We start from the raw sequence: 26,023 nt of genomic DNA, 5'->3' as shown, positions 1-26,023 counted from the left end.
AGCGCGACTCGGCAGGATGCCCGCGAGCCTCGTTCAGACGAGGCTCGACTCAGCGCTCGACGCGCTGTTCGACCTGGGCGCCTCGCCCGATGCGCCGAGCGGCATCACGCGCAGACCGCGCGCAAGATGACTCTGCAGGATGCGATAGGTCGACAGCTCGAACGGCCCCGCGCTCGCCGACGCATGCAATTGCGCGGCGAGCGCGAGCGACGGCGCATGACCGAGGTAGCGCCAACGGTCGACCACATGAAAAGCGCGCGCCGCGTCCTCGCGCTCCTCAAAAACGATCGCGCCCGGAAACGGCCACGGCGCGTCCGCGGGATCGCTCTTCGTCACGCGCGGCAGGCGATTCTGGCTCGGCCGCAGCGTCGCGATCCACTGGGCTTCGGCAAGCATCGCACCCAGCTCGCCGCCGGTCGCGCGCCATTCGACCCGCCGTACCTGCTGCGCGAGCCGGATATCTTTCGACGAGCGCCGCTCGCCCGTCAGATGCGAGCGCAGCCGCTGACGCACGCGCACGCTTCGTCCGACGTAAAGCGGCGCATCGCCTTCGCCGTAGAGCGCGTACACGCCGCAGCCCGGCGGCGCGGTATCGAGCAGGTCTTCGGTGATGTCGCCGGCCAGCCGGTAGCGCCGCGTGGTGCGCTCGATCTGCGCGCGCAGCACCTCGGGCGGCACGAGTGCAGGCAGACGCTGCCAGAACTGCCAGATCAGATCGGCATCGGCGAGCGCGCGGTGGCGATCGGCGGGCACGAGCGCGTGACGCTCGACGAGCGCATCGAGCCCATGGCGCTTTTCGGCGGGAAACAGCGCACGCGATAACCGCACCGTGCACAGGACGTCAGGATCGAACGCGAGCCCCGCACGACGAAACTCGCCGCGCAGAAATCCGCGATCGAAACTCGCGTTGTGCGCGACGAACAGCTTGCCGTTCAGGCGCTCGAAAAGCGCCGGGGCGATCGACTCGAAGGTCGGCGCGCCGCGCACCATTTCATTCGTGATACCGGTGAGTTGCTGGATAAACGAGGGAATCGGCTGCTGCGGGTCGATCAGACTGCTCCAGCGCGATACGCCGGCGGGCCCCACCTCGACGACGCCGACTTCGGTGATACGGTGCTCGCTCGTCGAGCCGCCCGTCGTTTCAAGATCGACGAAGACAATTGGTACATCCAGGGCCGGTTGCGGCGAAAACTGTTCAGACATGGAGGAAAAGAAGGCTTTAGACGCGTGACTTTGCGGCAAGTATGCACCAGTTATGCACCAGCCAGGCGTTATGCATTCAGGTGGCATCGCGCGACGCCCGCGAAACCGGGGAGCAAAAGCCGTTATGCAAGAAGGCGCAGTTTGCTGCTGACATTGAGCGGCGGCGGAATAATCCGCCGTGGCAGTCCGTCAGGCAGCCATTAGGCGGCAGTCAAAGCGGGACTATTCAAGAGTAGTCGAATTGCATTTTCTCCGTTATAGCCCGGGAGCCGTATTTTTGAACCATGCGGTTACACAAATAAGTGGCCACCCTTTAAATCTGTCCGAAAAATAAAAACCCCCGCACTTCGGCGAGGGTTCTCTCCTGATACGGCCGGAACCCAGGTCCCGGCGCGACGCAAATCCTACAGCGGCTGGATATTGGCCGCCTGCTTGCCCTTCGGGCTCGTCTTGACCTCGAAGGACACGCGCTGGTTTTCCTTCAGCGACTTGAAGCCTTCGCTACGAATCTCCGAAAAGTGCGCAAAGAGGTCCTCGCCGCCCGTATCCGAAGTGATAAAACCAAAACCCTTAGCATCGTTGAACCATTTGACGACACCAGTTTCCATTTTCCGCTTTCCTCTATGATTTATCAAAATCGGGCATTGCCCCGAATTGTTCCAATCCCGAATTCATCGGCGCTAATAGCTGACTATTGAAATACAGTATCGCCCAATGAAATGCAGCCTTGCCGTTATACGGGGAACCAGGAATCGTCGTCAAGTAAACTTTTCGTATGCGTTTAGCTCATTACGAGATAAATACACAATCCGCATCAAAATAAAAATATTCCGCCAATCTTACCGGGCAAGATTTAATCCACATCAAGCAACGGCAAAAATTGCGGTGTCACGTCAATTAAATGTAACGAAACCCTGGTTTCGGTAAGTGTTTGTCCGACTTGCTGCAGTGCATTCGTAATCGCATGATGCCAAGCAAGGGTAGCGATGCGCATCGGGAGGTTGCCATGCTCTTCAATGAAATTCGCCGTCTTTTCACCTGGCTTGCTCACTCGCGCACAAAGGTGGTTTCCGACCAGCCCGCCCGGGTTGCGGACACCCCCAGCGCTTTCGATTTCGATCCGATGTGGCACGGGGATCACTGGCAAAACCTGCTGTCCTCGCCGATGGACGCACGCCGTTACGTGATCGAAGACTGGAGCGTGGCGACCGCGGCCGACTGGAACGAGGCCGACGGCACGGCGCCGGCGCACTAGGCTGACCCGCGAATATAGAGTCCGCAGATAAAAAAAAGCGCGACTGGGAAGTCGCGCCGACAAAGGTTTGGAGATCTTTTTCGTCAACGAAAAAGTCTGCTTCGGAAAGCAGAACTTTCAGTATAGCGGCCATACGCGATTTCGTTTATTCGCACTATTAACAACCATCTATTGCCGCAATAACAACAATCGTTTTTCGTGTTTCTTTTCGTTGCTTTTTTGCATCGATTTGTGTCGCGGATCAACAACGCAATTCTCGCCATTCTCCTTCCGGGCTATCTCAATATGGCGCAAAGCCTTTACCTATAAGGCCCAAGCGGCATTCATACATCGTTTCCGGCTGCGTAATACTTTATTGCGCAAATCGGAATGCCCACTTCCGGAAGTGTCTCTCTACACTCTGCCTAATCGGAAACCGGCGCGAAGAATCTGATCGACGCGCTTCTCACGCGAATTCCGCTTCTCGCAGCGCCGCGTGAAGGTCTCCCAAGCCAGGGTTCAAACCTCTCTCGCTCTTGGAGTTATATCAATGAAGAAGACACTCATGGTCGCCGCCCTCACGGGCGTTTTCGCAACCGCAGCGCATGCCCAGAGCAGCGTCACCCTGTACGGCCTGATCGACGCCGGCATCACCTTCACGAACAACCAGCACGGCCACAGCAACTGGCAAATGACGAGCGGCTCGGTCAACGGCAGCCGCTTCGGCCTGCGTGGCGCCGAAGACCTCGGCGGCGGCCTGAAGGCTATCTTCACGTTGGAAAACGGCTTCGGCATCAATGACGGCACGCTCAAGCAGAACAGCCGCATTTTCGGCCGTCAGGCTTTCGTGGGTCTGTCGAGCGACCAGTTCGGCGCCGTCACCCTCGGCCGTCAATATGACAGCATGGTCGACTACGTCGCCCCGCTGGCGCTGACCGGCACGCAATACGGTGGCACGCAGTTCGCGCACCCGTTCGACAACGACAACCTGAACAACTCGTTCCGGATCAACAACTCGATCAAGTTCCAGAGCGCGAACTACGGCGGTTTCAAGTTCGGCGCGTTGTACGGCTTCTCGAACCAGGCTGACGGCTTCTCGAACAACCGCGCCTACAGCGCGGGCGCGTCGTACAACTGGGGCGGCCTGAACGTCGCGGCCGCTTACCTGCAACTGAACAGCAACGGCGCGAACAGCGCGGCGGCGGCGTTCAACTCGGGTGGCGCGGTATCGGGCGACAACACGTTCTTCGCGGCTCGTCAGCAAACGTGGGGCGCAGGTGCCAACTACGCGTTCGGCCCGGCAACGGTCGGCCTCGTGTACTCGCAGACGAACCTGCAAGGTCTCGCCGGCATCAGCCAGAGCGCATCGGGTATCTCGGGCGGCGTTGGCCTCCCGACCAACAGCGCCCAGTTCCAGAACATCGAAGCCAATGCCCGTTACGCTCTGACGCCGGCACTGAGCCTCGCGGCTGCGTACACGTACACGCGTGCAAACCTGTCCAGCACGCACGTGCACTGGAACCAGGTCGACCTGCAAACCGCCTATGCGCTGTCCAAGCGTACCGACGTGTACCTGCAGGGCGTTTATCAGGCAGCGAACGAAGGCTCGATCGTCGACGCCAACATCAATGGCCTCGGCGCAGCTTCGGGCAACAACAAGCAAGTCGCTGTGACGGCGGGTCTGCGTCACCGCTTCTAAAAACTGCTGAGGTATTCGCAGTAGAAAGGCGCCGTTCGCGGCGCTTTTTTATGCTCGCGCTGCGCCCTGCCCGGGCGCTCAACCGCCGTTGCCTAGCCGCCGTTATCGGGCGGCGGATATTTGACGTCGAGAATATCGATCGGCTGCGGGCCTGCCGGTGTGAACAACGTGACCGTATCGCCGACTTTCGCCTTGAGCAGCGCACGCGCAATCGGCGAAATCCAGCTGACGTGGCCGACGTCCAGATCGACCTCGTCGATGCCGACGATCGTCACGGTATGGTCCTCGCCATCTTCCGTTGCATATTCGACGGTCGCGCCGAAGAAAACCTGATCGACATTCTCCTGCCTGCTGCTATCGACCACTTCAGCGAGATCGAGCCGCTTGGTCAGAAAGCGGATGCGCCGGTCGATTTCCCGTAGACGGCGTTTGCCGTAGATGTAATCGCCATTCTCCGAGCGGTCGCCATTCGACGCCGCCCACGACACGAGCTTGACCACGTCCGGTCGCTCGACATCGATCAGATTCAGCAGTTCATCACGCATACGCCGGTAGCCGGCAGGCGTCATGTAGTTTTTGGTGCCCGCGGGTACATCGGGCTGAGCGACGTCGAGATCGTCGTCACTGTCTTCGCTCGACTCTTTGACAAAGGCCTTGTTCATAGTGATCCAGTAACAGCAGCAAGCTACAACAACGTCCCAAGATGGTTACACGATCAGGCCTGTGACACAAATCTCCGTGATGGACTTCCATTTTTGGAATCCATTGGCTATAATCTCGTTTCTGTGTGCGGCTGTAGCTCAGTTGGATAGAGTACTTGGCTACGAACCAAGGGGTCGTGGGTTCGAATCCTGCCAGCCGCGCCACCTTATTCAAGGGCTTTCCTCTGGGAAGCCCTCAAGTTTTACCGGTTTCATTGCTGTAATGCATCACCTGTTTTTGCGTGCGGCTGTAGCTCAGTTGGATAGAGTACTTGGCTACGAACCAAGGGGTCGTGGGTTCGAATCCTGCCAGCCGCACCACCTATGAAGGGCCTTCCAGTCGGAAGGCCCTTTGTTTTTTCCTGGCGCCCATCGGGTGCGTTATCGGACGGCCGCGAAGCGTTCTTACAGGAAGACACGCATACGCATACCGTTGCGGCGATAGTCGTCGGCGGTTTTATCGCGGCGACGACTGGATATCCCCAATCTGCCCATCCGGACGCGGCAGATCCTCGACAAAACCACCCACCGTCTGCTCGCTGATCGCCACGGCCCGCGCACCAGTCAATGCCTGCGTCTCGCGCAGCACGTCGCTCACGGTAACGCCGAAATGGCTCGCGACGAACGCCCGCAACAACGCCGTACGCAACGACTCTCCCCGCCCTTGCGCAGCACCATGCCCGCCCTGGAATTCCGCAACGCATACGGCACCGGCCTCGCCCTGCTCGCGCACGTCCAGCCGCCGCGCACGCTCGAGCACGACCACGGCAGTCTCCCACGACGTGGACGGCGTAAAGCGGCCATCCCACGGACGACCACGGTCATTGCCGCGAATCGCAACGATCTCGCCGCTATCGGTAAAGTAAATTTCGCGCACGAAGTCGTGCAGGCTGCGGGCCACCCAATAATCGAGCGCCACGCCATTGAGGTCGGCTACGTTCATCAGCATTCCCCCAGTCGGTGAGACTTGCCTTCAGGCCACGCTCCGGATGCCGCACGAGGAATGCAAGAACCGCAGGCCAGCTACGGCGAGAGCACGGTCAAAACGAGCTTGCCGCGCAATCAGAACCCAAGCCGATACGCTCGACTCAATAGTCCGCGCGCTCGCGATCGACCCGCATGCCGCCATCGTGGCGATGGTGCCCTTCCTCGCTCGGCCGCTCCCGCGTGATGCGCATCACGTCCGGATTCGTGCGCACGCGGCGCATCACGTTGGCGAGATGGACACGATCGCTAACCTGGATCACGAAGCGCAGAATCGTAGATTCCTGCGACAAATCCTCGTCCATCGCGATATGCACGATGTTCGCGTCCGCCGACGTGATATCGGCCGCCACGCGGGCAAACACGCCCTTCGTGTTCTTGACCAGCACCTTCACGGCGACGTCGAACAGACGCCCCGGCTGCGGCGCCCATGCGACGTCGATCCAGCGGCCCGGATCGCGCCGGTGGATACGCTGCGCGACGCGGCAGTCGGTCGTGTGGATCGCCATGCCGAGGCCGATGCCGATATAGCCCATGATGTCGTCACCCGGAATCGGCCGGCAGCACGCGGACAATTGCACCGACATCCCCTCGGTGCCCGTAATCACGACCGGCGGCGCATGCGGCGCCGAGCCGGACTCGGAACGCGAGCCGTCGTCGTCGGCGTCGCGCCCGCTCATCAGCACTTCGATGCGCTTGGCCATGACCGCCGCGACACGCCGGCCGAGACCGATGTCCGCGAAAATTTCCTGGCGGTTCTTGTTGCCCGTCCACTGCACGAGCTTTTCCCATGCTTCCGGCGTCACGTCCGACAGCGCGAGCCCGTAGCCCTTCAGCGCCTGATCGACGAGACGTTCGCCGAGCTGCACGGACTCGTTCAGGCGCATCGTCTTCAGATAATGACGGATCGCCGAGCGCGCTTTGCCGCTGCGCACAAAACCGAGCCACGCCGGATTCGGCTTCGAATACGGCGCTGTGATGACCTCGACGATGTCGCCGCTCTTCAACTCCGTACGCAGCGGCAGCAACTCGTTGTTGATCTTCACGGCGACGCACTGGTTGCCGAGATCGCTGTGAATCGAATACGCGAAGTCGAGCGCGGTGGCGCCACGCGGCAGCGCCATGATCTTCGACTTCGGCGTAAACACGTAGACCGCGTCCGGGAACAGATCGATCTTGACGTGTTCGAGGAATTCGCTCGAGTCGCCCGCCTCGCTCTGGATGTCGAGCAGCGACTTCAGCCACTGGTGCGCGCGCTTCTGCACGTCGTTCAGATCGGCGCTGCCGTTCTTGTAGAGCCAGTGCGCGGCGACACCCGCCTCGGCGATCTCGTGCATCTTGCGCGTGCGCACCTGAAACTCGATCGGCGCGCCGAACGGGCCGACGAGCGTGGTGTGCAGCGACTGATAGCCGTTCACCTTCGGGATCGCGATGTAGTCCTTGAACTTGCCCGGCACCGGCTTGAAGAGCGCGTGCAGCGCGCCGATGCAGGTATAGCATTCGAGCGCGCTCTCGACGACCACGCGAAAACCGTACACGTCGAGCACCTGCGAGAACGACAACTGCTTGTCGCGCATCTTCTTGTAGATGCTGAAGATGGTTTTCTCGCGGCCGGTGACCTCGGCGTCGATCTTCGCATCCGAGATCGCGCGCTGCACCGATTCGAGAATCTTGCCGACCACCTCGCGCCGATTGCCGCGCGCCGCCTTGACGGCTTTTTCGAGCGTGGCGTAACGGTGCGGGTTGAAGTTCGCGAAGCTCAGGTCCTGCAGCTCGCGATAGGTATTGTTCAGGCCGAGCCGGTGCGCGATCGGCGCGTAAATGTCGAGCGTTTCGCGCGCCACGCGGCGGCGCTTCTCCGGCGGCACGGCACCGAGCGTGCGCATGTTGTGCAGGCGGTCGGCCAGCTTGACGAGAATCACGCGCACGTCGCGCGCCATCGCGAGCAGCATCTTGCGGAAGTTCTCCGCCTGCGCTTCCTCGCGATTGCGAAACTCCATCTTGTCCAGCTTGGACAACCCGTCGACCAGTTCCGCGACCTTCGCGCCGAAACGCTCGGCGAGCTCCGCCTTGGTCACGCCCTGGTCTTCCATCACGTCGTGCAGCAGCGCCGCCATGATCGCCTGGGCGTCGAGATTCCAGCCCGCGCAGATTTCCGCGACGGCGACCGGATGCGTGATGTAGGGCTCGCCGCTCTGGCGATACTGGCCGAGGTGGGCTTCGTCGCTGAAATGGAAGGCCGCCTTGATGCCCTTGATCTCTTCCGGCTGCAGATAGCCGGACAGGGCGGACGTCAGCCTGGCGATGGAAACGACGTCATGCCGGCGCGGCTGCTCCGGCGTGGCGGTCGGCCCGAACAGATGGCGGAACGACTGTTCGAGGACCGCGTCGATGTACTTGCGTGCAGACGAGGGCGAGTCGGCGTCGTGATCCACTTCCGTGGCGGTGGGCGGGGTGGTACTCATGGTCGCCTCCGTAGCGGTCAGGGTTGGACGCAGGTCTGCACGTTCAAATTACACGGCAATCAACAACGAAAAACAGCGCGCCTTAAACCGGCACCTTCTTCAGCATTTCGACGCCGACCTGGCCCGACGCGATTTCACGCAGCGCGAGCACGGTGGGCTTGTCGCGGCTTTCGATCTTCGGCGTGTGGCCTTGCGCGAGCTGACGCGCGCGATAGGTTGCGGCAAGCGCGAGTTCGAAACGATTCGGGATCTGTTTGAGACAGTCTTCGACGGTAATGCGGGCCATGTTGGGTTCCTTCTCAGTATGTTGCTTATTCTACCTTATGTGCTCGACACGACGCCGCGCTCACGCGTGCGGCAGATGGATGCCGAGCTGCATGAAAAGCTGCGTGTGACGCGCGTACTGCGAGGCGAAGCGCGAGCGCGTCGCGCCGACGAGGCAGCGCAATTCGGCGAGTGCGCGATCGAAGTTCTCGTTGATCACGACGTACTCCGCCTCGGCCGCGTGCGCGATCTCGCCGCCGGCCGCGAGCAGGCGTCGCGTGATCACGTTCGGCTCGTCCTGGCCGCGCTTTTTCAGACGCTCCTCGAGCGCTTCGAGCGACGGCGGCAGAATGAAAATTTCCACCGCGTTGTGAAACTGCTTCTTGACCTGCTGCGCGCCCTGCCAGTCGATTTCGAGCAGCACGTCATGGCCGTTTTTCATCTGCTCCTCGATCCACACGCGCGAGGTGCCGTAGTAGTTGCCGTGCACTTCCGCGCTTTCGAGGAACTCGCCCGCGTCGTGGCGCTGCATGAAATCTTCGACGGTCGTGAAGTGGTAGTGCTCGCCGTCCTGTTCCTTCGGACGCGGCGGGCGCGTCGTGTACGAAATCGACAGACGGATCGCGTCGTCGCCCGCGAGCAAGGCATTCACGAGCGTCGACTTGCCGGCGCCCGACGGCGCGACGACCATGAACAGATTGCCGGGATAAGCGCCGGCGTACGGATGGCGCGGCGCGCTGCTTTCGCGTGGGTGGTGGTCGGTCATGATGTGGGGTGCTCCAGCCTTATTCGAGATTCTGTACCTGCTCGCGCATCTGCTCGATCAGGAGCTTCAGCGTCATCGACGAATCCGCGAGTTCCTTGGCCGCCGCCTTCGAGCCGAGCGTGTTCGCTTCGCGGTTCAGCTCCTGCATCATGAAGTCGAGCCGCTTGCCGACCTTGCCGCCCTTCTCGATCACGTGACGCGTTTCGTTCAGGTGCGCGGTGAGGCGCGACAGTTCTTCGGCGATGTCGATGCGGATGCCGTACATCGTCACTTCCTGGCGAATCCGTTCGTTGATCTCCTCGCGCGAGACGATCGTCGCGGCCGCGTCGGGCGCGGCGATGCCGAGTGCTTCCTGCAGACGCTCGACGATCTTCTGCTGATGCCGCGTGATCAGCTCCGGCACGAGCGGGGTGATCTTCGCGACGATCGCCTCCATTTCGGTAACGTTGGCGAGCAGCATGTTCGCGAGTTGCGCGCCTTCGCGCGCGCGCACGTCGATCAGGTCGGCGATGGCCTGCTTGCCGCAGGCGAGCACCGCGTCGCGCAGTGTCTCGGGCGCGATGCCGCTTTCGGCGAGCACGCCCGGCCAGCGCAGAATTTCACCGGTGCGCAGACGGCCGGCTTCAGGGAACGTCGAAAGCACCGTGCGTTCGAGCAGCGCGAGTTGTTCGAGCGCGTCGCGGTTGAGCGCACCCGCGTTCGCCGACTGCTCGCTGCGCTGCAGATTCACGCGGATGTCGACCTTACCGCGCGACAGCTTGTTCATCAGCATTTCGCGCAGCGTCGGTTCGACGACGCGCACGTCTTCCGGCATGCGGAAATTCAGATCGAGAAAGCGCGAGTTCACCGTGCGCAGTTCGACCGACACGCTCACGCCGCCAGTACCCGAGGCCGCCACGAGTTCGCGCGTGGCGCTCGCATAGCCAGTCATGCTGTAGATCATCGTATTTCTCGCGATTGCGGCCATGCGTTCGACGCCGGCCTGAGAAGCGGATCGCCCGGCGTGTACGAGACGCGAGGCGGGGAACCGGCATTATCCCATTTTTGCTCGCGCCGCCCGCCCGAAGCGGGCGCGCAAGCGGGCCGGCATGCGCTCGCAGGAGGACAATCGGAGCGACGGCATGGTTGCGAACCGTTACGCGCGGCAGCACGTCGTTGCGTGCGAACGGCATGCGAACGTTCGGTGCGAACGCTCGTCGAAAAGCAGGACGATATGCCGCCGGCAACATGGCGCGCTTGCGCTCGCCGCAATCGCATTCCTCATGCGAAGCTGCGTTTGCCCGGCATCGGTTTTTGCTCCGGTTGCCATAGGAGCCTCCCCGCACGTGGCCTCGCGCATCGTTCGCCCGCGTCGCCGCGCCACCCGATCGGCGGTAAAATTGCGCCTTTCCCCCGCCTTCCTTCCGACCTCTTTCGACCCTATCCGACATGATCAACGACACCCGCCGCCCCAGCGGCCGCCAGGCCAACCAGTTGCGCGACGTGCGCATCACGCGTCATTACACGAAGCACGCCGAGGGCTCGGTGCTGGTCGAGTTCGGCGACACCAAGGTCATCTGCACGGCGAGCGTCAACGAAAGCGTGCCGCCGTTTCTGCGCGACCGCGGCCAGGGCTGGCTCACCGCCGAATACGGCATGCTGCCGCGCGCCACGCATACGCGCAGCGACCGCGAAGCCGCGCGCGGCAAGCAGACCGGCCGCACCCAGGAAATCCAGCGCCTGATCGGCCGCGCGCTGCGCTCGGTGTTCGATCTCGAGAAGCTCGGCGCGCGCACCATCCATATCGATTGCGACGTGATCCAGGCCGACGGCGGCACACGCACGGCGAGCATCACGGGCGCGTTCGTCGCCGCGCATGACGCGGTCGCGAAACTGCTCGCGACGGGCCGCATCGAAAGCTCGCCGATCAGCGATTACGTCGCGGCGATCTCGGTCGGCGTGTACGACGGCATGCCGGTGCTCGACCTCGACTACGACGAGGACTCGCAATGCGACACCGACATGAACGTCGTGATGACGGGCTCGGGCGGTTTCGTCGAAGTTCAGGGCACCGCGGAAGGCGTGCCGTTCTCGCGCGATGAAATGAATGCGCTGCTCGATCTCGCGAGCGACGGCATCGACACGCTGATCGCAAAGCAGAAGCAGGCGCTGGGAGTGCAGCAGTGAACGACGCGCGCAAGGACGGCGGCACGCCCAGCGCCAACGGCACCAACCCGGCGGGCGCGCCATTGAACATGCCGCTGAAAAAAGTCGTGCTCGCCTCGAACAACGCGGGCAAGCTGCGCGAATTCGCGGCGCTGCTCGGCGCGGCCGGCATCGAACTGATCGCTCAAGGCGAGCTGAACGTGTCGGAAGCGGAAGAGCCGCATCCGACCTTCGTCGAAAACGCGCTGACCAAGGCGCGCCACGCGGCCAGGCTCACCGGCCTGCCCGCGCTCGCCGACGACTCGGGCCTCTGCGTGCGCGCGCTGCGCGGCGCGCCGGGCGTCTATTCGGCACGCTACGCACAGCTTGCCGGCGGCGAGAAAAGCGACGCGGCGAACAATGCACGGCTGGTCGACGAATTGCGAGGCGCGAGCGATCGCCACGGTTACTACTACTGCGTGCTCGCGCTCGTGCGTCACGCGGACGACCCCGAGCCGCTGATCGCCGAAGGCCGCTGGCACGGCGAAATCCTCGACGCGCCGCGTGGCGAACACGGCTTCGGCTACGACCCGTACTTCTATCTGCCGTCGCCGAACGCGAGCGCCGCCGAACTCGAACCCGCGGTGAAGAACGCCAGCAGCCATCGCGCGATCGCGTTGCGGCAACTGCTCGCGCGTCTGTCGGAGGAAGCGTGATTCCGATCAGGCCAACGCCGGCCGACGTCGGCAACGGCGTCATCCAGGCGTTCACGTCGCCGGGCAGTATCCGGCTGACCTCGCTGCCGCCGCTTGCGCTCTACGTGCATTTTCCGTGGTGCGTGCGCAAGTGCCCGTATTGCGATTTCAATTCGCACGAGTGGAAAGGCGAGACGTTTCCGGAGCACGACTACCTCGACGCGCTGCGCGCCGATCTCGAAATGGCGCTGCCGCTCGTGTGGGGCCGTCAGGTGCATACGGTGTTTATCGGCGGGGGCACGCCGAGCCTGCTGTCGGCGGCGGGACTCGAGCGCATGCTGTCGGACATTCGCGCGCTGCTGCCGCTCGACGCCGATGCAGAAATCACGCTCGAAGCGAACCCCGGTACGTTCGAAGCCGACAAGTTCGCGCAGTTTCGCGCGAGCGGCGTGAACCGGCTCTCGGTGGGCATCCAGAGTTTCAACGAGGCGCATCTGAAAGCGCTCGGCCGTATTCACGACGCGGCCCAGGCGCGCCATGCGGTCGAAGTCGCCGCGACCACATTCGAGAATTTCAACCTCGACCTGATGTTCGCGTTGCCGCAGCAGACGCTCGCCGAATGCCAGGCCGACGTCGAAACAGCGCTGTCGTTCGCGCCGCCGCATCTGTCACTGTACCACCTCACGCTCGAACCGAACACGCTGTTCGCGAAGTTCCCGCCCGCGTTGCCCGACGACGATGCGTCGGCCGACATGCAGGACTGGATTCATCAACGCACGGCCGAGGCCGGCTACGAGCGCTACGAGGTGTCGGCGTATGCGAAGCCGCATCGGCGAAGCAAGCACAACCTGAACTATTGGCGTTTTGGCGACTATCTCGGCATCGGCGCGGGCGCGCATACGAAGCTGTCGTTTCCGAATCGCGTGCTGCGCCAGGCGCGCTACAAGCATCCCGCGACGTTCATCGAGCAGGCGAAGGCCGGCGCGGCCGTGCAGGAAGAGCACGAGGTCGGGCCGCGCGATCTGCCGTTCGAATTCATGCTGAATGCGCTGCGGCTCGTGGAGGGGTTTCCGGTGCATCGCTTCGCCGAGCGCACCGGCCTTTCGATGACCACGATCGAGCCGGCGTTGCAGGAAGCCGAGCGGCGCAAGCTCATCACGCGCGATCACGAAAAGATCGCGCCGACACCGCTCGGCCAGGCGTTCCTGAACGATTTGCAGGCGCTGTTTCTGAAGGATGCGCGTTAATTCGCGGTAGCCGAGGCCCAACCGGGCTCCGCGACCGGCAATTTTCAGGTTACAATTTGCGGTTTGGAGGTGTGGCCGAGTGGTTTAAGGCACCGGTCTTGAAAACCGGCGAAGGAGCAATCCTTCCGTGAGTTCGAATCTCACCGCCTCCGCCAGTTTTGATCGATGAAACCCCGTAGATCGCGAGATGTGCGGGGTTTTGTTTTTGCTGTCCAGCATCTAGCACGAACTCGTTTCCAGCCCATCCCTGACCGATACCGGGATTCGCGCGCCTTCTGGATGCCTCCATACGTCGGCCTGCCCATATTCGGGCGTTCGCCATTCGAATCATGGCGTGTTACAGGCGCTCCACTTTCATCCCAATCCCATAGCAAAGCACTGGAACCGCCTGGTAGGCTGAGATCCCGATAAAAATGGAAATGATGGGAATTTCTCAGTGATCCAGATCAATAACGATGACGATGGTGTTCGTGTTGTACTGAGTGCTCCGCAACTGGCCGCAGTACTAACACGCCAGTCGATCAGCCCGACGGAAATGCAAGGTCACCGTTGTTCTTCGGCATAAGGCATACAACGGAATGCCATATTTCATTCTTACCGCCTATCTGGATATCTAATTGAGGGGAATATTCAAATGAATCCAATCAAGGAAATCCTTGCTGCGAGAGGCCCAACGATGATCAGAATTTCCAGCATTCTGGATTATTCGAATGACCTGTCCCAGGTGTTGAAAAAATTCGGCTTGACCCCGGATAGAGCTGCGCTGGTAGCGCAGGATAGAGCCAACGCAATTGCTATCCTCACGCATCTTCTCTGGAAAGGACAGGCCTACGACTACGAATGCATGGACAGCAGGAAGGCAGCCGAACTAGCTGAAAGAATAATTTCCGAAAACGAATCTACTGATAGCAGATATTTTTCGAACAGGACATCGGCACTGTCGAATTCATGGAACGGCCTGACAGATTCAACATTTGACTCAGGCATTGTCGTAAGTAGTGAAGATGGACAATATTTCTGCATCTGGCTTGAAGACGAGGATTGACTCGGCAAGGGAATGGCAAATACATCGCGCGAAGCCCCACTCCACTTAACCACCGCCCCCTCACGCGCCAGCCATCTCCAGCTTCTCGCGCGCATCGGCGCAACGGCGATTCAGATCGCGATGCATCAACTGCCCTTCGAGCAGAGCCGATACATCCGTCAACCCGTAATCAAAGCGCAAGACGTATTCGATGTCGGTGTAATCATAATAAGCGCCGCTATCCGCCAGCCTTTGCGCTTCGGCGAATGCAGCGTGTTGCCGCTCGCCGTTCATCAGGTCTTTGATCGCCATGATTGCCGCTCCGAGGAACAGTGGCTTCATCATAGCAACGCAATCCGAAACTCACGGTGGCGCGCGCGCAACACCAGGTGTTTTCCGTAGATGCACATCATCGCGTCACACGCGACACCTCGACACAAGACAGGAGCGGCAACGCATACGGCACACCACGCCGACACCGCGCTCCGCCCACGGTGCATCCGCGCAATGGCGCCCGTACCAGCTTCGCAAAGCGCCCACGCAATAGTCAGCGTGCCCTCAGCCACCCTCACGCCGCCGCGACAGGCGCCTTCGGCCGATGCCAGCGAATCACGAGCATCCGTCCGACGTAACACAAGATTCCGGCGACGCCGACCACGACCCCCATCCCCTGCGGCGAGCCGTCCTGCCACAAGCCGACCGCGATACTCGACAACGCGCCGAGCGCGAGCTGCACCGCGCCGAACACGGCCGCCGCCGCGCCCGCGTTGACGGGATAGCGATGCATCAGATCGGTCGTGCAATTGGCGGTCAACAGACCCACCACGCCGACCACGAAGAACAGGCCGAATACGATCGACCACAAGCCGCCCAAACCGGTCAGCGAGACGATGCTGACGAACAGCGACGCGACGAAGCTCACGGTCGCCGCGAACGAAATGATCCGCACCGGGCCGAGCCGGCCGACCAGCCGCGTGTTCATGTAATTGCCGAACATGATGCCGGCGATGTTCAGCGCGAACAGAAAGCCGTAATGCTGCGCCGATACGTGGAAATACTCGATGTACACAAACGGCGTCGCCGTGATGTACGCGAACATCGACGCGAACGCCATGCCGCCGCACAGCATATGCCCCCACGCGACCGGATCGCGCAGCAACGCGCCATACGCGCCGAACGACTTGAGCAGCGCCGACTGCGCGCGCTTCTCGCGCGGCCACGTCTCCGGCACCTTGAGGTAGGCGGTCACCGCGCACGCGCTGCCGAACAGCGTCAGCAGGACGAAGATCATGCGCCAGCCGCCGAGCAGCAACAACTGTCCGCCGATCAGCGGCGCGAGCAGCGGGCCGATCGACGTGACGATCGCGATCATCGACAGCACGCGCGCGGCGTCTGCCGGCTCGTGCGCGTCGCGTGCGATCGCCCGCGCGAGCACGGAGGCCGCGCCCGCGCCCAACGCCTGCACGAAGCGGAACGAGACCAGCGAGCCGATCGAGAACGACAGCGCGCACGCGATGCTCGCCAGCGCGAACATGGCGATGCCGCCGAGCAGCACCGGCCGGCGGCCATACGTGTCCGACAGCGGACCATAGAGCAGCATGCCGATCGAGAAGCCGGCCATGAAGCTCGTGAGCGTCGACTGCGCGGCGGCGGTGCTGACCGCGAAGGCCTGCGCGATGGTCGGCAGGCTCGGCAGATACATGTCGACGGAAAGCGGCCCGCATGCGGCCAGCGCACCGAGCAGCAGGATCAGCCGGCCATCGGGCCGGCGCTTGACGACGTAAGACATGGGGAAATCCGGATGGAGCCGCGCGGACATCGGCCGCGCGACGGGCAAAGCGGGGCCGTAACAGCCTGATGGCCCCGATTGTACGCGACGGTCGAACGATCACCGCCGCCCGCGCCTCGCCGCGTGAGCAATCGGCCACCATGGCCGCCGCACCGGCCCGGACGGCGGCGGCGGCCGTGGTAACGCTGCGCCGCAAGCGCCGCGCCGATCGGTTAAGCTGCCGCGTGCACGTCCTGCCGCACCACCGTTCTGCCGCATCACGAGACGCAGCCGCGAGCGCAGAGCCTCGCACGCGCGAAGCGCTGCGGCCCGACGCCCATCCATCCTGTTTCGAGCCTGCGATGACCGCTTTCCTGCTGATCTGGAGCCCCAAGAAATGGCCGTGGCCCGAGCTGCCCGACATCGCGAAACGCGTCGCCGCCGGGGTCGCCGTGACCGATGTATGGGGCTGCGGCTTTGCACGCGGCATCCTGCCCGGGGATCGCGTGTTCCTGCATCGCGTCGCTCAGGAGCCGAAGGGCATTTTCGGCTCGGGCTACGTGACGCGCGCCCCCTACGAAGTGCCGGACGCGTCGACCAAACGCGGCTATCGCCTGTGCATCGACTTCGTCTACGACTGGCTCGTCGATGCGCACGAGGCGCCGGTGATTCCGCGCGAGCAGCTGCGCGTGCATCCGTTCTCGGTGCAAACATGGGACGCCCAGAGTTCGGGCACGATCATCAAGCCGATCGCCGAGGGCGCGCTTGAAAAGCGCTGGGCCGAGCTGACTGGCAAGCGCAAGCCGCCAAAGCTCGACACGCCGGTTGGGCGGACACGCTCGACGAAGGTCACGGCGCATGCAGCCGCAGCGCAAAAGGCGACGGCGAATGCCGCTGGCGGGAAATCCGCCGCGACGCGGACGAGCGGGAGCGAAAGCACGGCACAGCCGGCCCGCGCCGGAACCCGCCACGCCCCGGCCGTCAAAACGCCTCGCGCCAAGGCCGTGCCACGCAAGACCGCGACAAAACGCGCAGCGGAAGATTGAACCCAGCCAGAACGAAAACCATCCGCCTCACCTCGCACAGTCCACCCCAGTCTCGCTCGCTCACGCGCCGGCGGCCAGCACCAAGCCTCACCGAACCACAACGGAACGAAACGCCTAACCGGTACTCGAACGAGGCATCGAACCCGGCATCGAACGAAGCGCACCCGCCGAGGCCGATAAAAGCCCGCCGGCGCGCAACCGGCAAGCCCGTCTGCACAGCCCGTCCACGCCGACTCCGGTACAATTTCCCCACCTATCCCGGCATCGCGCGAATCGCCCGCGGGAATCACCCGCAGGCCCTCTGCGCCGCTGCGCAACCCCAATTCCAGCTATTCCAGCCATCGTCATGTCCAGAAACGAAACCCTCTTCGAACGCGCGCAACGCACCATTCCCGGCGGCGTGAACTCGCCGGTGCGCGCCTTCCGCTCGGTCGGCGGCACGCCGCGCTTCGTCGAGCGCGCGCAAGGCCCCTACTTCTGGGACGCCGACGGCCAGCGCTATACCGACTACATCGGCTCATGGGGGCCGATGATCCTCGGCCACGTGCATCCGGAAGTGCTCGAAGCGGTGCAGCGCGTGCTCGCGAACGGCTTCTCGTTCGGCGCGCCGACCGAATCGGAAATCGAGATCGCCGAGGCAATCTGCAAGCTCATGCCGTCGATCGAGCAGGTGCGCATGGTGTCGAGCGGCACCGAGGCGACCATGAGCGCGCTGCGTCTCGCGCGCGGCTTCACGAACCGCAGCCGCATCGTCAAGTTCGAGGGCTGCTATCACGGCCACGCGGACAGCCTGCTCGTGAAGGCCGGCTCGGGTCTCCTGACCTTCGGCAACCCGACCTCGGCGGGCGTGCCGGTCGACATCGCGAAGCACACCACCGTGCTCGAATACAACAACGTCGCCGCGCTCGAAGAAGCGTTCAAGGCCTTCGGCAACGAGATCGCCTCGGTGATCGTCGAGCCGGTCGCCGGCAACATGAACCTCGTGCGCGCCACGCCCGAATTCCTGCAGACGCTGCGGCGCCTGTGCACCGAGCACGGCGCGGTGCTGATTTTCGACGAAGTGATGTGCGGCTTCCGTGTCGCACTCGGCGGCGCGCAGCAGGTCTACGGCATTACGCCGGACCTCACCTGCCTCGGCAAGGTGATCGGCGGCGGCATGCCGGCGGCAGCGTTCGGCGGCCGGCGCGACATCATGGCGCATCTCGCGCCGCTCGGCGGCGTCTACCAGGCGGGCACGCTGTCGGGCAATCCGATCGCGGTCGCGGCCGGCCTGAAGACGCTGCAACTGATCCAGGCACCCGGTTTCTACGACACGCTCGCCGCGCGCACCACGCGTCTGACGCAAGGTCTCGCACAGGCGGCGCGCGAAGCAGGCGTGCCGTTCGCGGCCGATGCCATCGGCGGCATGTTCGGCCTCTACTTCCGCGAGTCGATCCCGGCGAGCTTCGCCGAAGTCACGCAAAGCGACGTGCCGCGCTTCAACGCGTTCTTCCACAAGATGCTCGACGCGGGCGTGTACTTCGCGCCGTCCGCGTATGAAGCGGGCTTCGTATCGAGCGCGCACGACGACGCGGTGATCGACGCGACGCTCGACGCCGCGCGCGGCGCGTTCGCGGCGCTGAAGGGTTGAAAAGCCCAATGCCCGAAGCAGCAACAGCCGCCACAACAGCAACACCCAGCCACCGTAGCCAACGGACACCGATGTTTTCGCAAACCGATTTCGTCCATATGGAACGCGCGCTCGCACTCGCGAAGCGCGGCATGTACACGACCGACCCGAACCCGCGCGTCGGCTGCGTGCTCGTCAGGAATGGCGAGGTGATCGGCGAAGGCTTCACGCAGCCGGCCGGCCAGGATCATGCCGAGGTGCGCGCGCTGAAGGACGCGCGCTCGCGCGGTCATGATCTGCGCGGCGCGACCGCCTACGTGACGCTCGAACCGTGCAGCCACTTCGGCCGCACGCCGCCGTGCGCGAACGCACTGATCGAAGCGCAGATCGGCCGCGTCATCGCGGCGATGGAAGACCCGAACCCGCAGGTCTCCGGCCGCGGCCTCGCCATGCTGCGCGACGCCGGCATCGAGGTGCGCTGCGGACTGCTCGCCAACGAAGCGCAGGAGCTGAACATCGGCTTCGTGTCGCGCATGACGCGCGGCCGTCCGTGGGTGCGCATGAAAGTGGCGGCGTCGCTCGATGGCCGCACCGGCTTGCCGTCGGGCGAGAGCCAGTGGATCACGAGCGCGGCCGCGCGTGCCGACGGCCATGCATGGCGCGCGCGCGCCTCGGCCATCCTGACCGGCATCGGCACCGTACGCGAGGACAATCCGCGCATGACGGTGCGCGCGGTCGATACGCCGCGCCAGCCGCACCGCGTGCTGATCGACAGCCAGCTCGACGTGCCGCCCGACGCGCAGATTCTCGCCGGCGCGCCGACGCTGATCTTCTGCGGCCATCTCGATCAGCGCCTCGCCGAACGCGCGAGCGTGCTGCGCGATCGCGGTGCCGAAATCGTGTCGCTGCCGAACGAGGCCGGCAAGGTCGACCTGCCTCGGCTGCTCAGCGTGCTCGGCGAGCGCAGCGTGAACGAGCTGCATGTCGAAGCGGGCTACAAGCTGAACGGCTCGCTGCTGCGCGAAGGCTGCGTCGACGAACTGCTCGTGTATCTCGCGCCGAGCCTGCTCGGCGTGGACTCGATGAGCATGTTCAACCTCGCCGCGCCCGACCTGCTCGAAAAGCGCGTCAAGCTGAACTTCCACACGATCGAGCGGATCGGCGACGATCTGCGGATTCTCGCGCGCTTCGCGGCGCATACCGTACCCGGGACCGATCACACGTCCCCTTCCGTTTCGAAATGATCAAGGACTAGCACGATGTTTACAGGAATCGTCGCGGCAGTGGGCCGCATCGAATCAGTCAAACCGCTCGGCACGAGCGGCGACGCGGGCGTGCGTCTGAACGTCGAAGCTGGCGGCCTCGACCTCACGGACGTGCAGCTCGGCGACAGCATCACGATTCAGGGCGCCTGCATGACGGTAGTCGCGATGACCGGCCACTCGTTCGCAGTGGACGTATCGCGCGAAAGCCTGAACCGCACGGTAGGGCTCGGCGCAACCGGCGAGGTCAATCTCGAGAAAGCGCTGCGCGCGCACGACCGGCTCGGTGGGCATATCGTTTCCGGCCACGTCGATGGGCTCGGCACGGTCACGCGTTTTGCGCCGGTCGGCGAATCGCATGAACTGCGCATTCTCGCGCCGCGCGAGATTGGACGTTACCTCGCGTATAAAGGCTCGATTACAGTCAATGGGGTGAGCCTCACCGTCAACTCGGTTGAAGATCGCGACGAGGGCTGCGAGTTTTCGATCAACCTGATTCCGCATACCGTGCAGGTGACTTCGCTCAAGCATCTGGGTGAAGGGGTGCGGGTGAATCTGGAGGTGGATCTGATTGCGCGGTATGTGGAGCGGATGCTCTCGACGTCTCAGGATAACGAATCGTTGAAGTGATTCGTTTCTGGTGAGCCGGCGCGCTGCTCCCGGCTCATCGAACTCCCCCGAACTGACTACGGTCCAGCAACACCCGCATTTCTGACGGTATACGACCATTCCCCGTGGTTCGTATATCGGCACGCCGCCAGAAGATGGCCTCTTCAACGCATCTCATCTTGCGCCCCCTGGCGCAAGCGGGTTGCGGCCAGAAAAGGCCGCCGAAGAACTTCTCCATCAGCACCCCATATCTTCCCCGCTCGATCTCGAGCAAAACTTGCAACGCAGTAAATTGATTAGGAAACCAGATAAACAGGAGCCTGTTTTTTGTCTCTTTGTCCGATAGTCGGACTTGCGATCCGAAGCCGCTTCGCCCATTCAGAAAACCACTGGTGAAACAACGGCATAGCGGAAAGCGTAAACATCAGGAATACCGACATAAGCCTGCATCGCGCGTATCGCGGAGTGAATCAAACGCTCAACACAATCTACGAAATATCCCGTCAAATATCTCGTCTACACCGTCACATTCGCGTCAATCGCGATTCGTATGCTTGCGCTCCTTAACGACCCCAACAGGCACAAGCATGAGAATCGACCACCCTCTCCGGAAGCAACGACACCTCATGCGAACCGGCGCCACAGTTTGCGCATTCGTGCTCGCAAGCGTGCTTGCCGCCTGCAGCGGATCGGGCAACAACAACACGCCAAGCGCGTCGAACAGCACGACGCCCGGCAATGGACAAAGCGCAACCGCTTCCACTCCCAGCGCGTCGACCCAGGCCAACCGTGTCCTCGTGATCGGCCTCGATGGCGCGACGTATAACGCGGTGCAAGCCGGGATCGCCAACGGCACGCTGCCCAATCTGTCGAAACTCAATATCGGACTGGCCTATAGCGGCGGCATGGCCGCCACCAACAACCAGACGCCGAATCTGGATACGCCGTCATGGGCCACGCTGCTCACCGGCAACTGGGCCGAAAAGCATCAGGTCTATAGCGATGCGCCGAATTCGCTGATTGCCGGCAGCACGATCTTCGACACGATCAAGGCCAACGGCAACGGCCTGAACGGCGCAGCCGTGGCATCGAGCGGACTGGCTCAAATGCTCTCGCCGATCCACAGCGACGGCAATCTCGATACCTTGACGGACTGCTCGCAAAACTCATCCGTCGCGCATTGCGTGACGGACGGCGCGCTGGCGCTGATCGGCAACGCGAGCTATGCAACCGTCGTCGCGCAATATCACGACGCAGAAGACGCTTCGGAAAACTACGGGCCGAATTCCACGCAATATCTGAGCGCCCTGCAATCGCTCGATGCGAACGTCGGTCAACTGGTGGCCGCCACGCAGCAGAATGCCGGTAGCCAATGGCTCGTTATCGTGACTTCCGGGCACGGCCTGAGCGCGAACGGCAGCGACGACGGCCTGCCGCTCGAACCCGAATCGACCGCGTTCATCGGCATGAACCAGCCCGCGAATGCAGCCGGTGCCAGTGTCGGCGCCACCGTGCCGCCCACGCTCAATGGCTTGTACTCGTATGCGAGCATCGCCGATGTCACGCCCACGATCCTGTCCTTTCTCGGGCACGCACCGAGCGCCGCGAACTATCTGCTCGATGGCGCGCAACTGCTCGGCGCGAGTCCCGTCACCGACCTCACCGCGACGATCAATTCGAACAACACGTCGGCAGTCAACGTGACGCTCAATTGGATCGCGCCGTCGGGCGAAGCCATCACGATCTACCGCAACGGCACGCAGATCGCCTCGCTGCCCGCAGGCACGGCCACGTATACGGACCACGGTCTGGGATCGTATCTGGTCGCAACGGGCGCCTATCAGCTTAACTACACCGTGGTTGCCGCCACCGCACCGACATCGCTCCTCACGACATCGATCTCGTATGTCGTTCCCGTACCGCTGACGGTCTCGACCACGGGCCTGCAGGAGTACTATCCGATGGGCTCGACGAATCTGAACACGACGCCCGAAACGGACTACTTCAACAACAGCACGCTGGCGCCGTTCAAGCCAGACCTGATCGCCAACGGCGTGAACAATGCCGGCACCGCCTATCCCGACCCGTTCGGCGGCAATGCACTGGAAGTGACGCCGGCCAATGTCGACGCCGCCAGTTACGACGGCTATCTGCTCGCGCCGAACAGTCCCTCGCTCGACGTGGTGAACCAGGCCATCCAGTCCGCCGCGCTCACCAATGCGCCGACGAGCACGGCCACCGGCGGCGCGTTCACGATCGGCTTCTGGTACAAGGCGCCGGTCTGCCCGGATTCGGGTGGCGTGCCGATCTTCGGCAACAAGAACGGCTATGCGACCTCGGGCGCCGAACCCGGCATTCTTCTCGGTTCGTTCGGCTGCGGCTTCGATTTCGTGTCGAGTGCGCAAAACAGCTCCACCTACCGGTCGGATACCAAGACCTCGCCCGGCACCTCGTACTCGGCCGGCAACTGGCTCTATGTCGCGATGGTCATGAACCTGAACCAGTACGAACTCGACAACGCCGGCGATGCGGGTTCGGCCCAGATCCTCTATCTCTGCGACCCGGCCGTCAGCTCGACGAACTGCACGAAGATCTCGACCACCGTGCCGGCCGCGGTGTTCACGGCCGGCTTGCTGAACGGTCTGAACGGCGTGAACAGCAACACCAGCGAGATCGGCTTCGGCATGGGCGAGGACGGCACCGGCCTGTTCGCGAAAAACAAGGGCTATGCGATCAACGCGGCCGACTACGTGCCGATCGCCTTCTCCGACGTCTCGATGTGGACACGCGCGCTGAGCCAGAGCGAAGTGCAAAACCTCTATCAATCGAAGGTTCCGCTCTCCACCCTGCTGTCGAAGTAAACAACAACGCGCGGACGACCGGTCCGTGCGGCACACGAAGGGCAAGCATGGAAACACCTGCTTGCCGCTCTCGCCGCGCGGCCGGACGTCCCCGATCACCACGCGCCGAACCCCTTCATCGAATCCGACAGTCATCATGAAATCCAGCGCAATCGCGTCACTCAGCAAGCTCCTGGCCGGGGGAAGCCCGTCGGCTTCCCTGCCCTTCGCGCCCGCCACGCGCACACAGCGGCGCCTGCTGCGAGGCGCGTGCGCGCTCATGATGGCGGGTGCGCTCGCCGCATGCGGCGGCAACAGCGGCGGTGGCGGCAATTCCCAGGGCAGCAGCGGTACCTCGGGCACCTCCGGAACGTCGGGCACTTCAGGAACGTCCGGAACCTCGGGCACGCCCGGCAACACCACGCCGACCAACCGCGTGCTGCTGATCGACCTCGACGGCGCGACCTACGCCGCCGTGCAGGCCGGCATCGCCAACAACACGCTGCCGAACCTCGCACACTTCGGCATCCAGCTCGCCTATAGCGGCGGTGTCGCGGGCGCGGCCAGCCAGCAGCCGAATCTCGACGGACCGTCCTGGGCCACGCTCCTGACCGGCGCTTGGGCCAACCGTCACCAGGTCTATTCGAATGCGCCCAATCAGGCCGTTCAGGCCGGCACGCTGTTCGACATGACCAAGGCGGCCGGCAGCGGACTGAACGGCGCGGTGGTCGCCGGCAGCAGCCTCGCGCAGATGCTCGCGCCGATCCAGACCAGCGGCCATCTCGACACGCTCACGGACTGCTCGCCCAGCACGACCGCGGCCGATTGCGTGACGAGCGGCGCCCTCTCGCTGATCGGCAAGCCGGCCTACTCGACGGTCGTGGCGCAGTACGGCGACGCCGAAACCGCGGCGAACGATTTCACCGCGAGTTCGGCGCAGTATCAGAACACGCTCGCGCAACTCGACGCCGACGTCGGCCAACTGGTCAACGCCACGGCCGCCGCCTCGGGCAGCCAGTGGCTGATCGTCGTGACGTCCGGGCATGGTCTCAATGCGAGCGGCAGCGCGGACGGTCTCGCGCTCGAACCGGAATCGACCACCTTCATCGGCATGAACCAGAGCGCCAATACGGGGACCGCCAACCTCAACGCCGCCGTGCCCGCGTCCGAGGCGGGGCTGTATGCGTACGCCAGCATCGCCGACGTCACGCCGACGCTGCTGTCCTTCCTCGGCGCATTGCCGTCGGCGGCGAACTACACGATGGACGGCGCGCAACTGACGGGTGCGCAGCCCGTGACGCAACTCGCGACGACGATCAACCAGAACGACACGACATCGGCCAACGTGACGCTCAACTGGACGGCGCCGTCGGGCAGCGCGCTCGCGGTCTATCGCAACGGACAGCAGATCGCCTCGCTGCCCGCCGGCGCGACCACCTACACGGACACGGGCCTGTCGCAGTACCTGATCGCCACGGGCGCCTACCAGCTCAACTATGCGGTGAGCGCCGGCAGCGCGCCGCGCGCCGTGCTCTCGCAGCCGGTGTCCTTCGTGCAGACGCCGAAGCTGTCGGTCTCGACGACGGGCCTTCAGGAATACTATCCGATGGGCTCGACGAATCTGAATACGACGCCCGAAACGGACCACTTCAATAACAGCACGCTGGCGCCGTTCCAGGCCGATCTGATCGCCGCCGGCGTGAACAGTGCCGGCACGGCCTACCCCGGCCCGTTCGGCGGCAACGCGCTCGAGGTCACGCCGGTCAATCTCGACGCGAACGGCTACGACGGCTACCTGCTCGCGCCGAACAGCCCCTCGCTCGACGTGGTGAACGAAGCGATCCAGTCCGCGTCGACCACCAATTCGACGACCGCGGCGAGCGGTGGCGCGTTCACGATCGGCTTCTGGTACAAGGCGCCGGCCTGCCCCGATGCGGGTGGCGTGCCGGTCTTCGGCAACAAGAACGGCTATGCGAGCTCCGGCGCGAAGGCGGGCCTCGTGCTCGGTTCGTTCGGCTGCGGCTTCGACCTCAACGTCGCGGACGGCACGAACCGCACGGACACCACGGGTTCGCCCGGCCATCCGTACAGCGTCAACACGTGGATCTATGTCGCGATGGTCGGCAACCTGAATCGCTACCAGCCCGATAACGCCGGCGACACGGCCAACCAGATCATCCTCTACCTCTGCGACCCGAACGTCAGCGGCAGCACCTGCACGGGCGTCCCCGCGACGATCTCTTCCAGCATGACGATTTCCGCAATCAACGGGGTCAACAGCAACACCAGCGAAGTCGGCTTCGGCTTCGGCGAGGACGGCACCGGCCTGTTCTTCAAGAACAAGGGTTATGCGATCAACGCGGCCAACCTCGCGCCCGTCGCCTTCTCCGATGTCTCGATGTGGAACCGCGCGCTGAGCCCGTCCGAAGTCCTCAATCTGTTCGAGTCCCAGGCACCGCTGTCCTCGGTTTTGCCGCAATAAG

The 26,023-nt window shown here is 63.4% G+C and carries 22 protein-coding genes and 3 tRNA genes; 15 read left to right on the top strand and 10 right to left on the bottom strand.

Going from position 1 to position 26,023, the window contains the following annotated elements:
• Positions 1 to 33 precede the first annotated feature (33 nt).
• Both G3N58_RS17415 and G3N58_RS17410 read right to left on the bottom strand, forming a co-directional pair.
• A complete protein-coding gene (locus G3N58_RS17415) occupies positions 34 to 1,203 on the bottom strand; it encodes an exonuclease domain-containing protein (RefSeq protein WP_205999723.1) in 1,170 nt (389 codons plus the stop codon).
• Positions 1,204 to 1,607: 404 nt separating this feature from the next.
• Positions 1,608 to 1,811, bottom strand: coding sequence for a cold-shock protein (locus tag G3N58_RS17410; protein WP_062128797.1), 204 nt, complete (start codon positions 1,809 to 1,811; stop codon positions 1,608 to 1,610).
• Between the two features lie 398 nt (positions 1,812 to 2,209).
• Between G3N58_RS17410 and G3N58_RS17405 the strand changes: the two genes are divergently transcribed.
• Both G3N58_RS17405 and G3N58_RS17400 read left to right on the top strand, forming a co-directional pair.
• The gene (locus tag G3N58_RS17405; RefSeq protein WP_167046530.1) at positions 2,210 to 2,458 is read left to right on the top strand and encodes a hypothetical protein; all 249 of its coding nucleotides are present in this window, start codon (positions 2,210 to 2,212) and stop codon (positions 2,456 to 2,458) included.
• A gap of 529 nt (positions 2,459 to 2,987) precedes the next feature.
• Positions 2,988 to 4,136: a porin gene (locus G3N58_RS17400; protein WP_167281568.1), complete on the top strand. Its 1,149-nt coding sequence runs from the start codon at positions 2,988 to 2,990 to the stop codon at positions 4,134 to 4,136.
• A 92-nt stretch (positions 4,137 to 4,228) separates the two neighbouring features.
• Here the strand turns inward: G3N58_RS17400 and greB are convergent, their stop codons facing one another.
• Positions 4,229 to 4,798, bottom strand: a complete 570-nt coding sequence (gene greB, locus G3N58_RS17395; RefSeq protein WP_167046524.1) for a transcription elongation factor GreB — start codon at positions 4,796 to 4,798, stop codon at positions 4,229 to 4,231.
• Between the two features lie 127 nt (positions 4,799 to 4,925).
• On the opposite strand from greB, the gene G3N58_RS17390 reads away from it, so the two are divergent.
• Positions 4,926 to 5,002 (top strand) — tRNA-Arg (locus G3N58_RS17390).
• Between the two features lie 79 nt (positions 5,003 to 5,081).
• Positions 5,082 to 5,158: transfer RNA gene (locus G3N58_RS17385), tRNA-Arg, on the top strand.
• Positions 5,159 to 5,294: 136 nt separating this feature from the next.
• Here the strand turns inward: G3N58_RS17385 and G3N58_RS17380 are convergent.
• The 5 genes from G3N58_RS17380 to G3N58_RS17360 all read right to left on the bottom strand — a co-directional run bounded on the left by G3N58_RS17380 (position 5,295) and on the right by G3N58_RS17360 (position 10,259).
• The gene (locus G3N58_RS17380; protein ID WP_167046840.1) at positions 5,295 to 5,780 is read right to left on the bottom strand and encodes a phage protein NinX family protein; all 486 of its coding nucleotides are present in this window, start codon (positions 5,778 to 5,780) and stop codon (positions 5,295 to 5,297) included.
• Between the two features lie 145 nt (positions 5,781 to 5,925).
• Positions 5,926 to 8,286, bottom strand: coding sequence for a bifunctional (p)ppGpp synthetase/guanosine-3',5'-bis(diphosphate) 3'-pyrophosphohydrolase (locus tag G3N58_RS17375; RefSeq protein WP_167281570.1), 2,361 nt, complete (start codon positions 8,284 to 8,286; stop codon positions 5,926 to 5,928).
• A gap of 82 nt (positions 8,287 to 8,368) precedes the next feature.
• Complete coding sequence (gene rpoZ, locus G3N58_RS17370) at positions 8,369 to 8,572, bottom strand: DNA-directed RNA polymerase subunit omega (RefSeq protein WP_008921215.1); 204 nt, start codon at positions 8,570 to 8,572, stop codon at positions 8,369 to 8,371.
• A gap of 60 nt (positions 8,573 to 8,632) precedes the next feature.
• Complete coding sequence (gmk, locus tag G3N58_RS17365; protein ID WP_167046519.1) at positions 8,633 to 9,316, bottom strand: guanylate kinase; 684 nt, start codon at positions 9,314 to 9,316, stop codon at positions 8,633 to 8,635.
• Between the two features lie 19 nt (positions 9,317 to 9,335).
• Positions 9,336 to 10,259, bottom strand: coding sequence for a YicC/YloC family endoribonuclease (locus G3N58_RS17360; protein WP_167046516.1), 924 nt, complete (start codon positions 10,257 to 10,259; stop codon positions 9,336 to 9,338).
• A gap of 485 nt (positions 10,260 to 10,744) precedes the next feature.
• Between G3N58_RS17360 and rph the strand changes: the two genes are divergently transcribed.
• The 5 genes from rph to G3N58_RS17335 all read left to right on the top strand — a co-directional run bounded on the left by rph (position 10,745) and on the right by G3N58_RS17335 (position 14,427).
• On the top strand, positions 10,745 to 11,482 hold the full coding sequence (gene rph / locus G3N58_RS17355) for a ribonuclease PH (RefSeq protein ID WP_167046513.1): 738 nt from the start codon (positions 10,745 to 10,747) through the stop codon (positions 11,480 to 11,482).
• A complete protein-coding gene (gene rdgB / locus G3N58_RS17350) occupies positions 11,479 to 12,156 on the top strand; it encodes an RdgB/HAM1 family non-canonical purine NTP pyrophosphatase (RefSeq protein ID WP_205999722.1) in 678 nt (225 codons plus the stop codon). The genes rph and rdgB overlap by 4 nt, the downstream gene beginning before the upstream one ends.
• Entirely contained in the window at positions 12,153 to 13,382 is a 1,230-nt protein-coding gene (gene hemW / locus G3N58_RS17345) for a radical SAM family heme chaperone HemW (RefSeq protein ID WP_205999721.1), read from the top strand. Before rdgB ends, hemW begins: the two co-directional genes overlap by 4 nt.
• A 65-nt stretch (positions 13,383 to 13,447) precedes the next feature.
• Positions 13,448 to 13,537: transfer RNA gene (locus tag G3N58_RS17340), tRNA-Ser, on the top strand.
• A 479-nt stretch (positions 13,538 to 14,016) separates the two neighbouring features.
• Positions 14,017 to 14,427, top strand: coding sequence for a hypothetical protein (locus G3N58_RS17335; RefSeq protein WP_167281585.1), 411 nt, complete (start codon positions 14,017 to 14,019; stop codon positions 14,425 to 14,427).
• A 60-nt stretch (positions 14,428 to 14,487) separates the two neighbouring features.
• Here G3N58_RS17335 and G3N58_RS17330 read toward each other — a convergent pair whose 3' ends face one another.
• Together G3N58_RS17330 and G3N58_RS17325 are read right to left on the bottom strand one after the other, a co-directional pair.
• The gene (locus G3N58_RS17330; protein WP_167046837.1) at positions 14,488 to 14,718 is read right to left on the bottom strand and encodes a hypothetical protein; all 231 of its coding nucleotides are present in this window, start codon (positions 14,716 to 14,718) and stop codon (positions 14,488 to 14,490) included.
• 256 nt (positions 14,719 to 14,974) lie between these two features.
• Entirely contained in the window at positions 14,975 to 16,195 is a 1,221-nt protein-coding gene (locus tag G3N58_RS17325) for a Bcr/CflA family multidrug efflux MFS transporter (protein WP_205999720.1), read from the bottom strand.
• 341 nt (positions 16,196 to 16,536) lie between these two features.
• Here G3N58_RS17325 and G3N58_RS17320 point away from each other — a divergent pair, with 341 nt between their 5' ends.
• The 6 genes from G3N58_RS17320 to G3N58_RS17295 all read left to right on the top strand — a co-directional run bounded on the left by G3N58_RS17320 (position 16,537) and on the right by G3N58_RS17295 (position 26,022).
• The gene (locus G3N58_RS17320) at positions 16,537 to 17,220 is read left to right on the top strand and encodes a hypothetical protein (protein ID WP_241017147.1); all 684 of its coding nucleotides are present in this window, start codon (positions 16,537 to 16,539) and stop codon (positions 17,218 to 17,220) included.
• A gap of 346 nt (positions 17,221 to 17,566) precedes the next feature.
• On the top strand, positions 17,567 to 18,850 hold the full coding sequence (hemL, locus tag G3N58_RS17315) for a glutamate-1-semialdehyde 2,1-aminomutase (RefSeq protein WP_205988396.1): 1,284 nt from the start codon (positions 17,567 to 17,569) through the stop codon (positions 18,848 to 18,850).
• A gap of 71 nt (positions 18,851 to 18,921) precedes the next feature.
• Entirely contained in the window at positions 18,922 to 20,073 is a 1,152-nt protein-coding gene (ribD, locus tag G3N58_RS17310; protein WP_167046495.1) for a bifunctional diaminohydroxyphosphoribosylaminopyrimidine deaminase/5-amino-6-(5-phosphoribosylamino)uracil reductase RibD, read from the top strand.
• Positions 20,074 to 20,088: 15 nt separating this feature from the next.
• The gene (locus G3N58_RS17305) at positions 20,089 to 20,721 is read left to right on the top strand and encodes a riboflavin synthase (protein WP_167281588.1); all 633 of its coding nucleotides are present in this window, start codon (positions 20,089 to 20,091) and stop codon (positions 20,719 to 20,721) included.
• Positions 20,722 to 21,326: 605 nt separating this feature from the next.
• Positions 21,327 to 23,561, top strand: coding sequence for an alkaline phosphatase family protein (locus G3N58_RS17300; RefSeq protein ID WP_205999719.1), 2,235 nt, complete (start codon positions 21,327 to 21,329; stop codon positions 23,559 to 23,561).
• A gap of 136 nt (positions 23,562 to 23,697) precedes the next feature.
• Complete coding sequence (locus tag G3N58_RS17295) at positions 23,698 to 26,022, top strand: hypothetical protein (RefSeq protein WP_205999718.1); 2,325 nt, start codon at positions 23,698 to 23,700, stop codon at positions 26,020 to 26,022.
• Position 26,023: the final 1 nt, after the last annotated feature.

Source organism: Paraburkholderia sp. Ac-20342 (genome assembly GCF_017104985.1).
In the GTDB taxonomy this organism is placed as follows: domain Bacteria; phylum Pseudomonadota; class Gammaproteobacteria; order Burkholderiales; family Burkholderiaceae; genus Paraburkholderia.
This window is presented reverse-complemented; position numbering and strand designations above follow the sequence as displayed.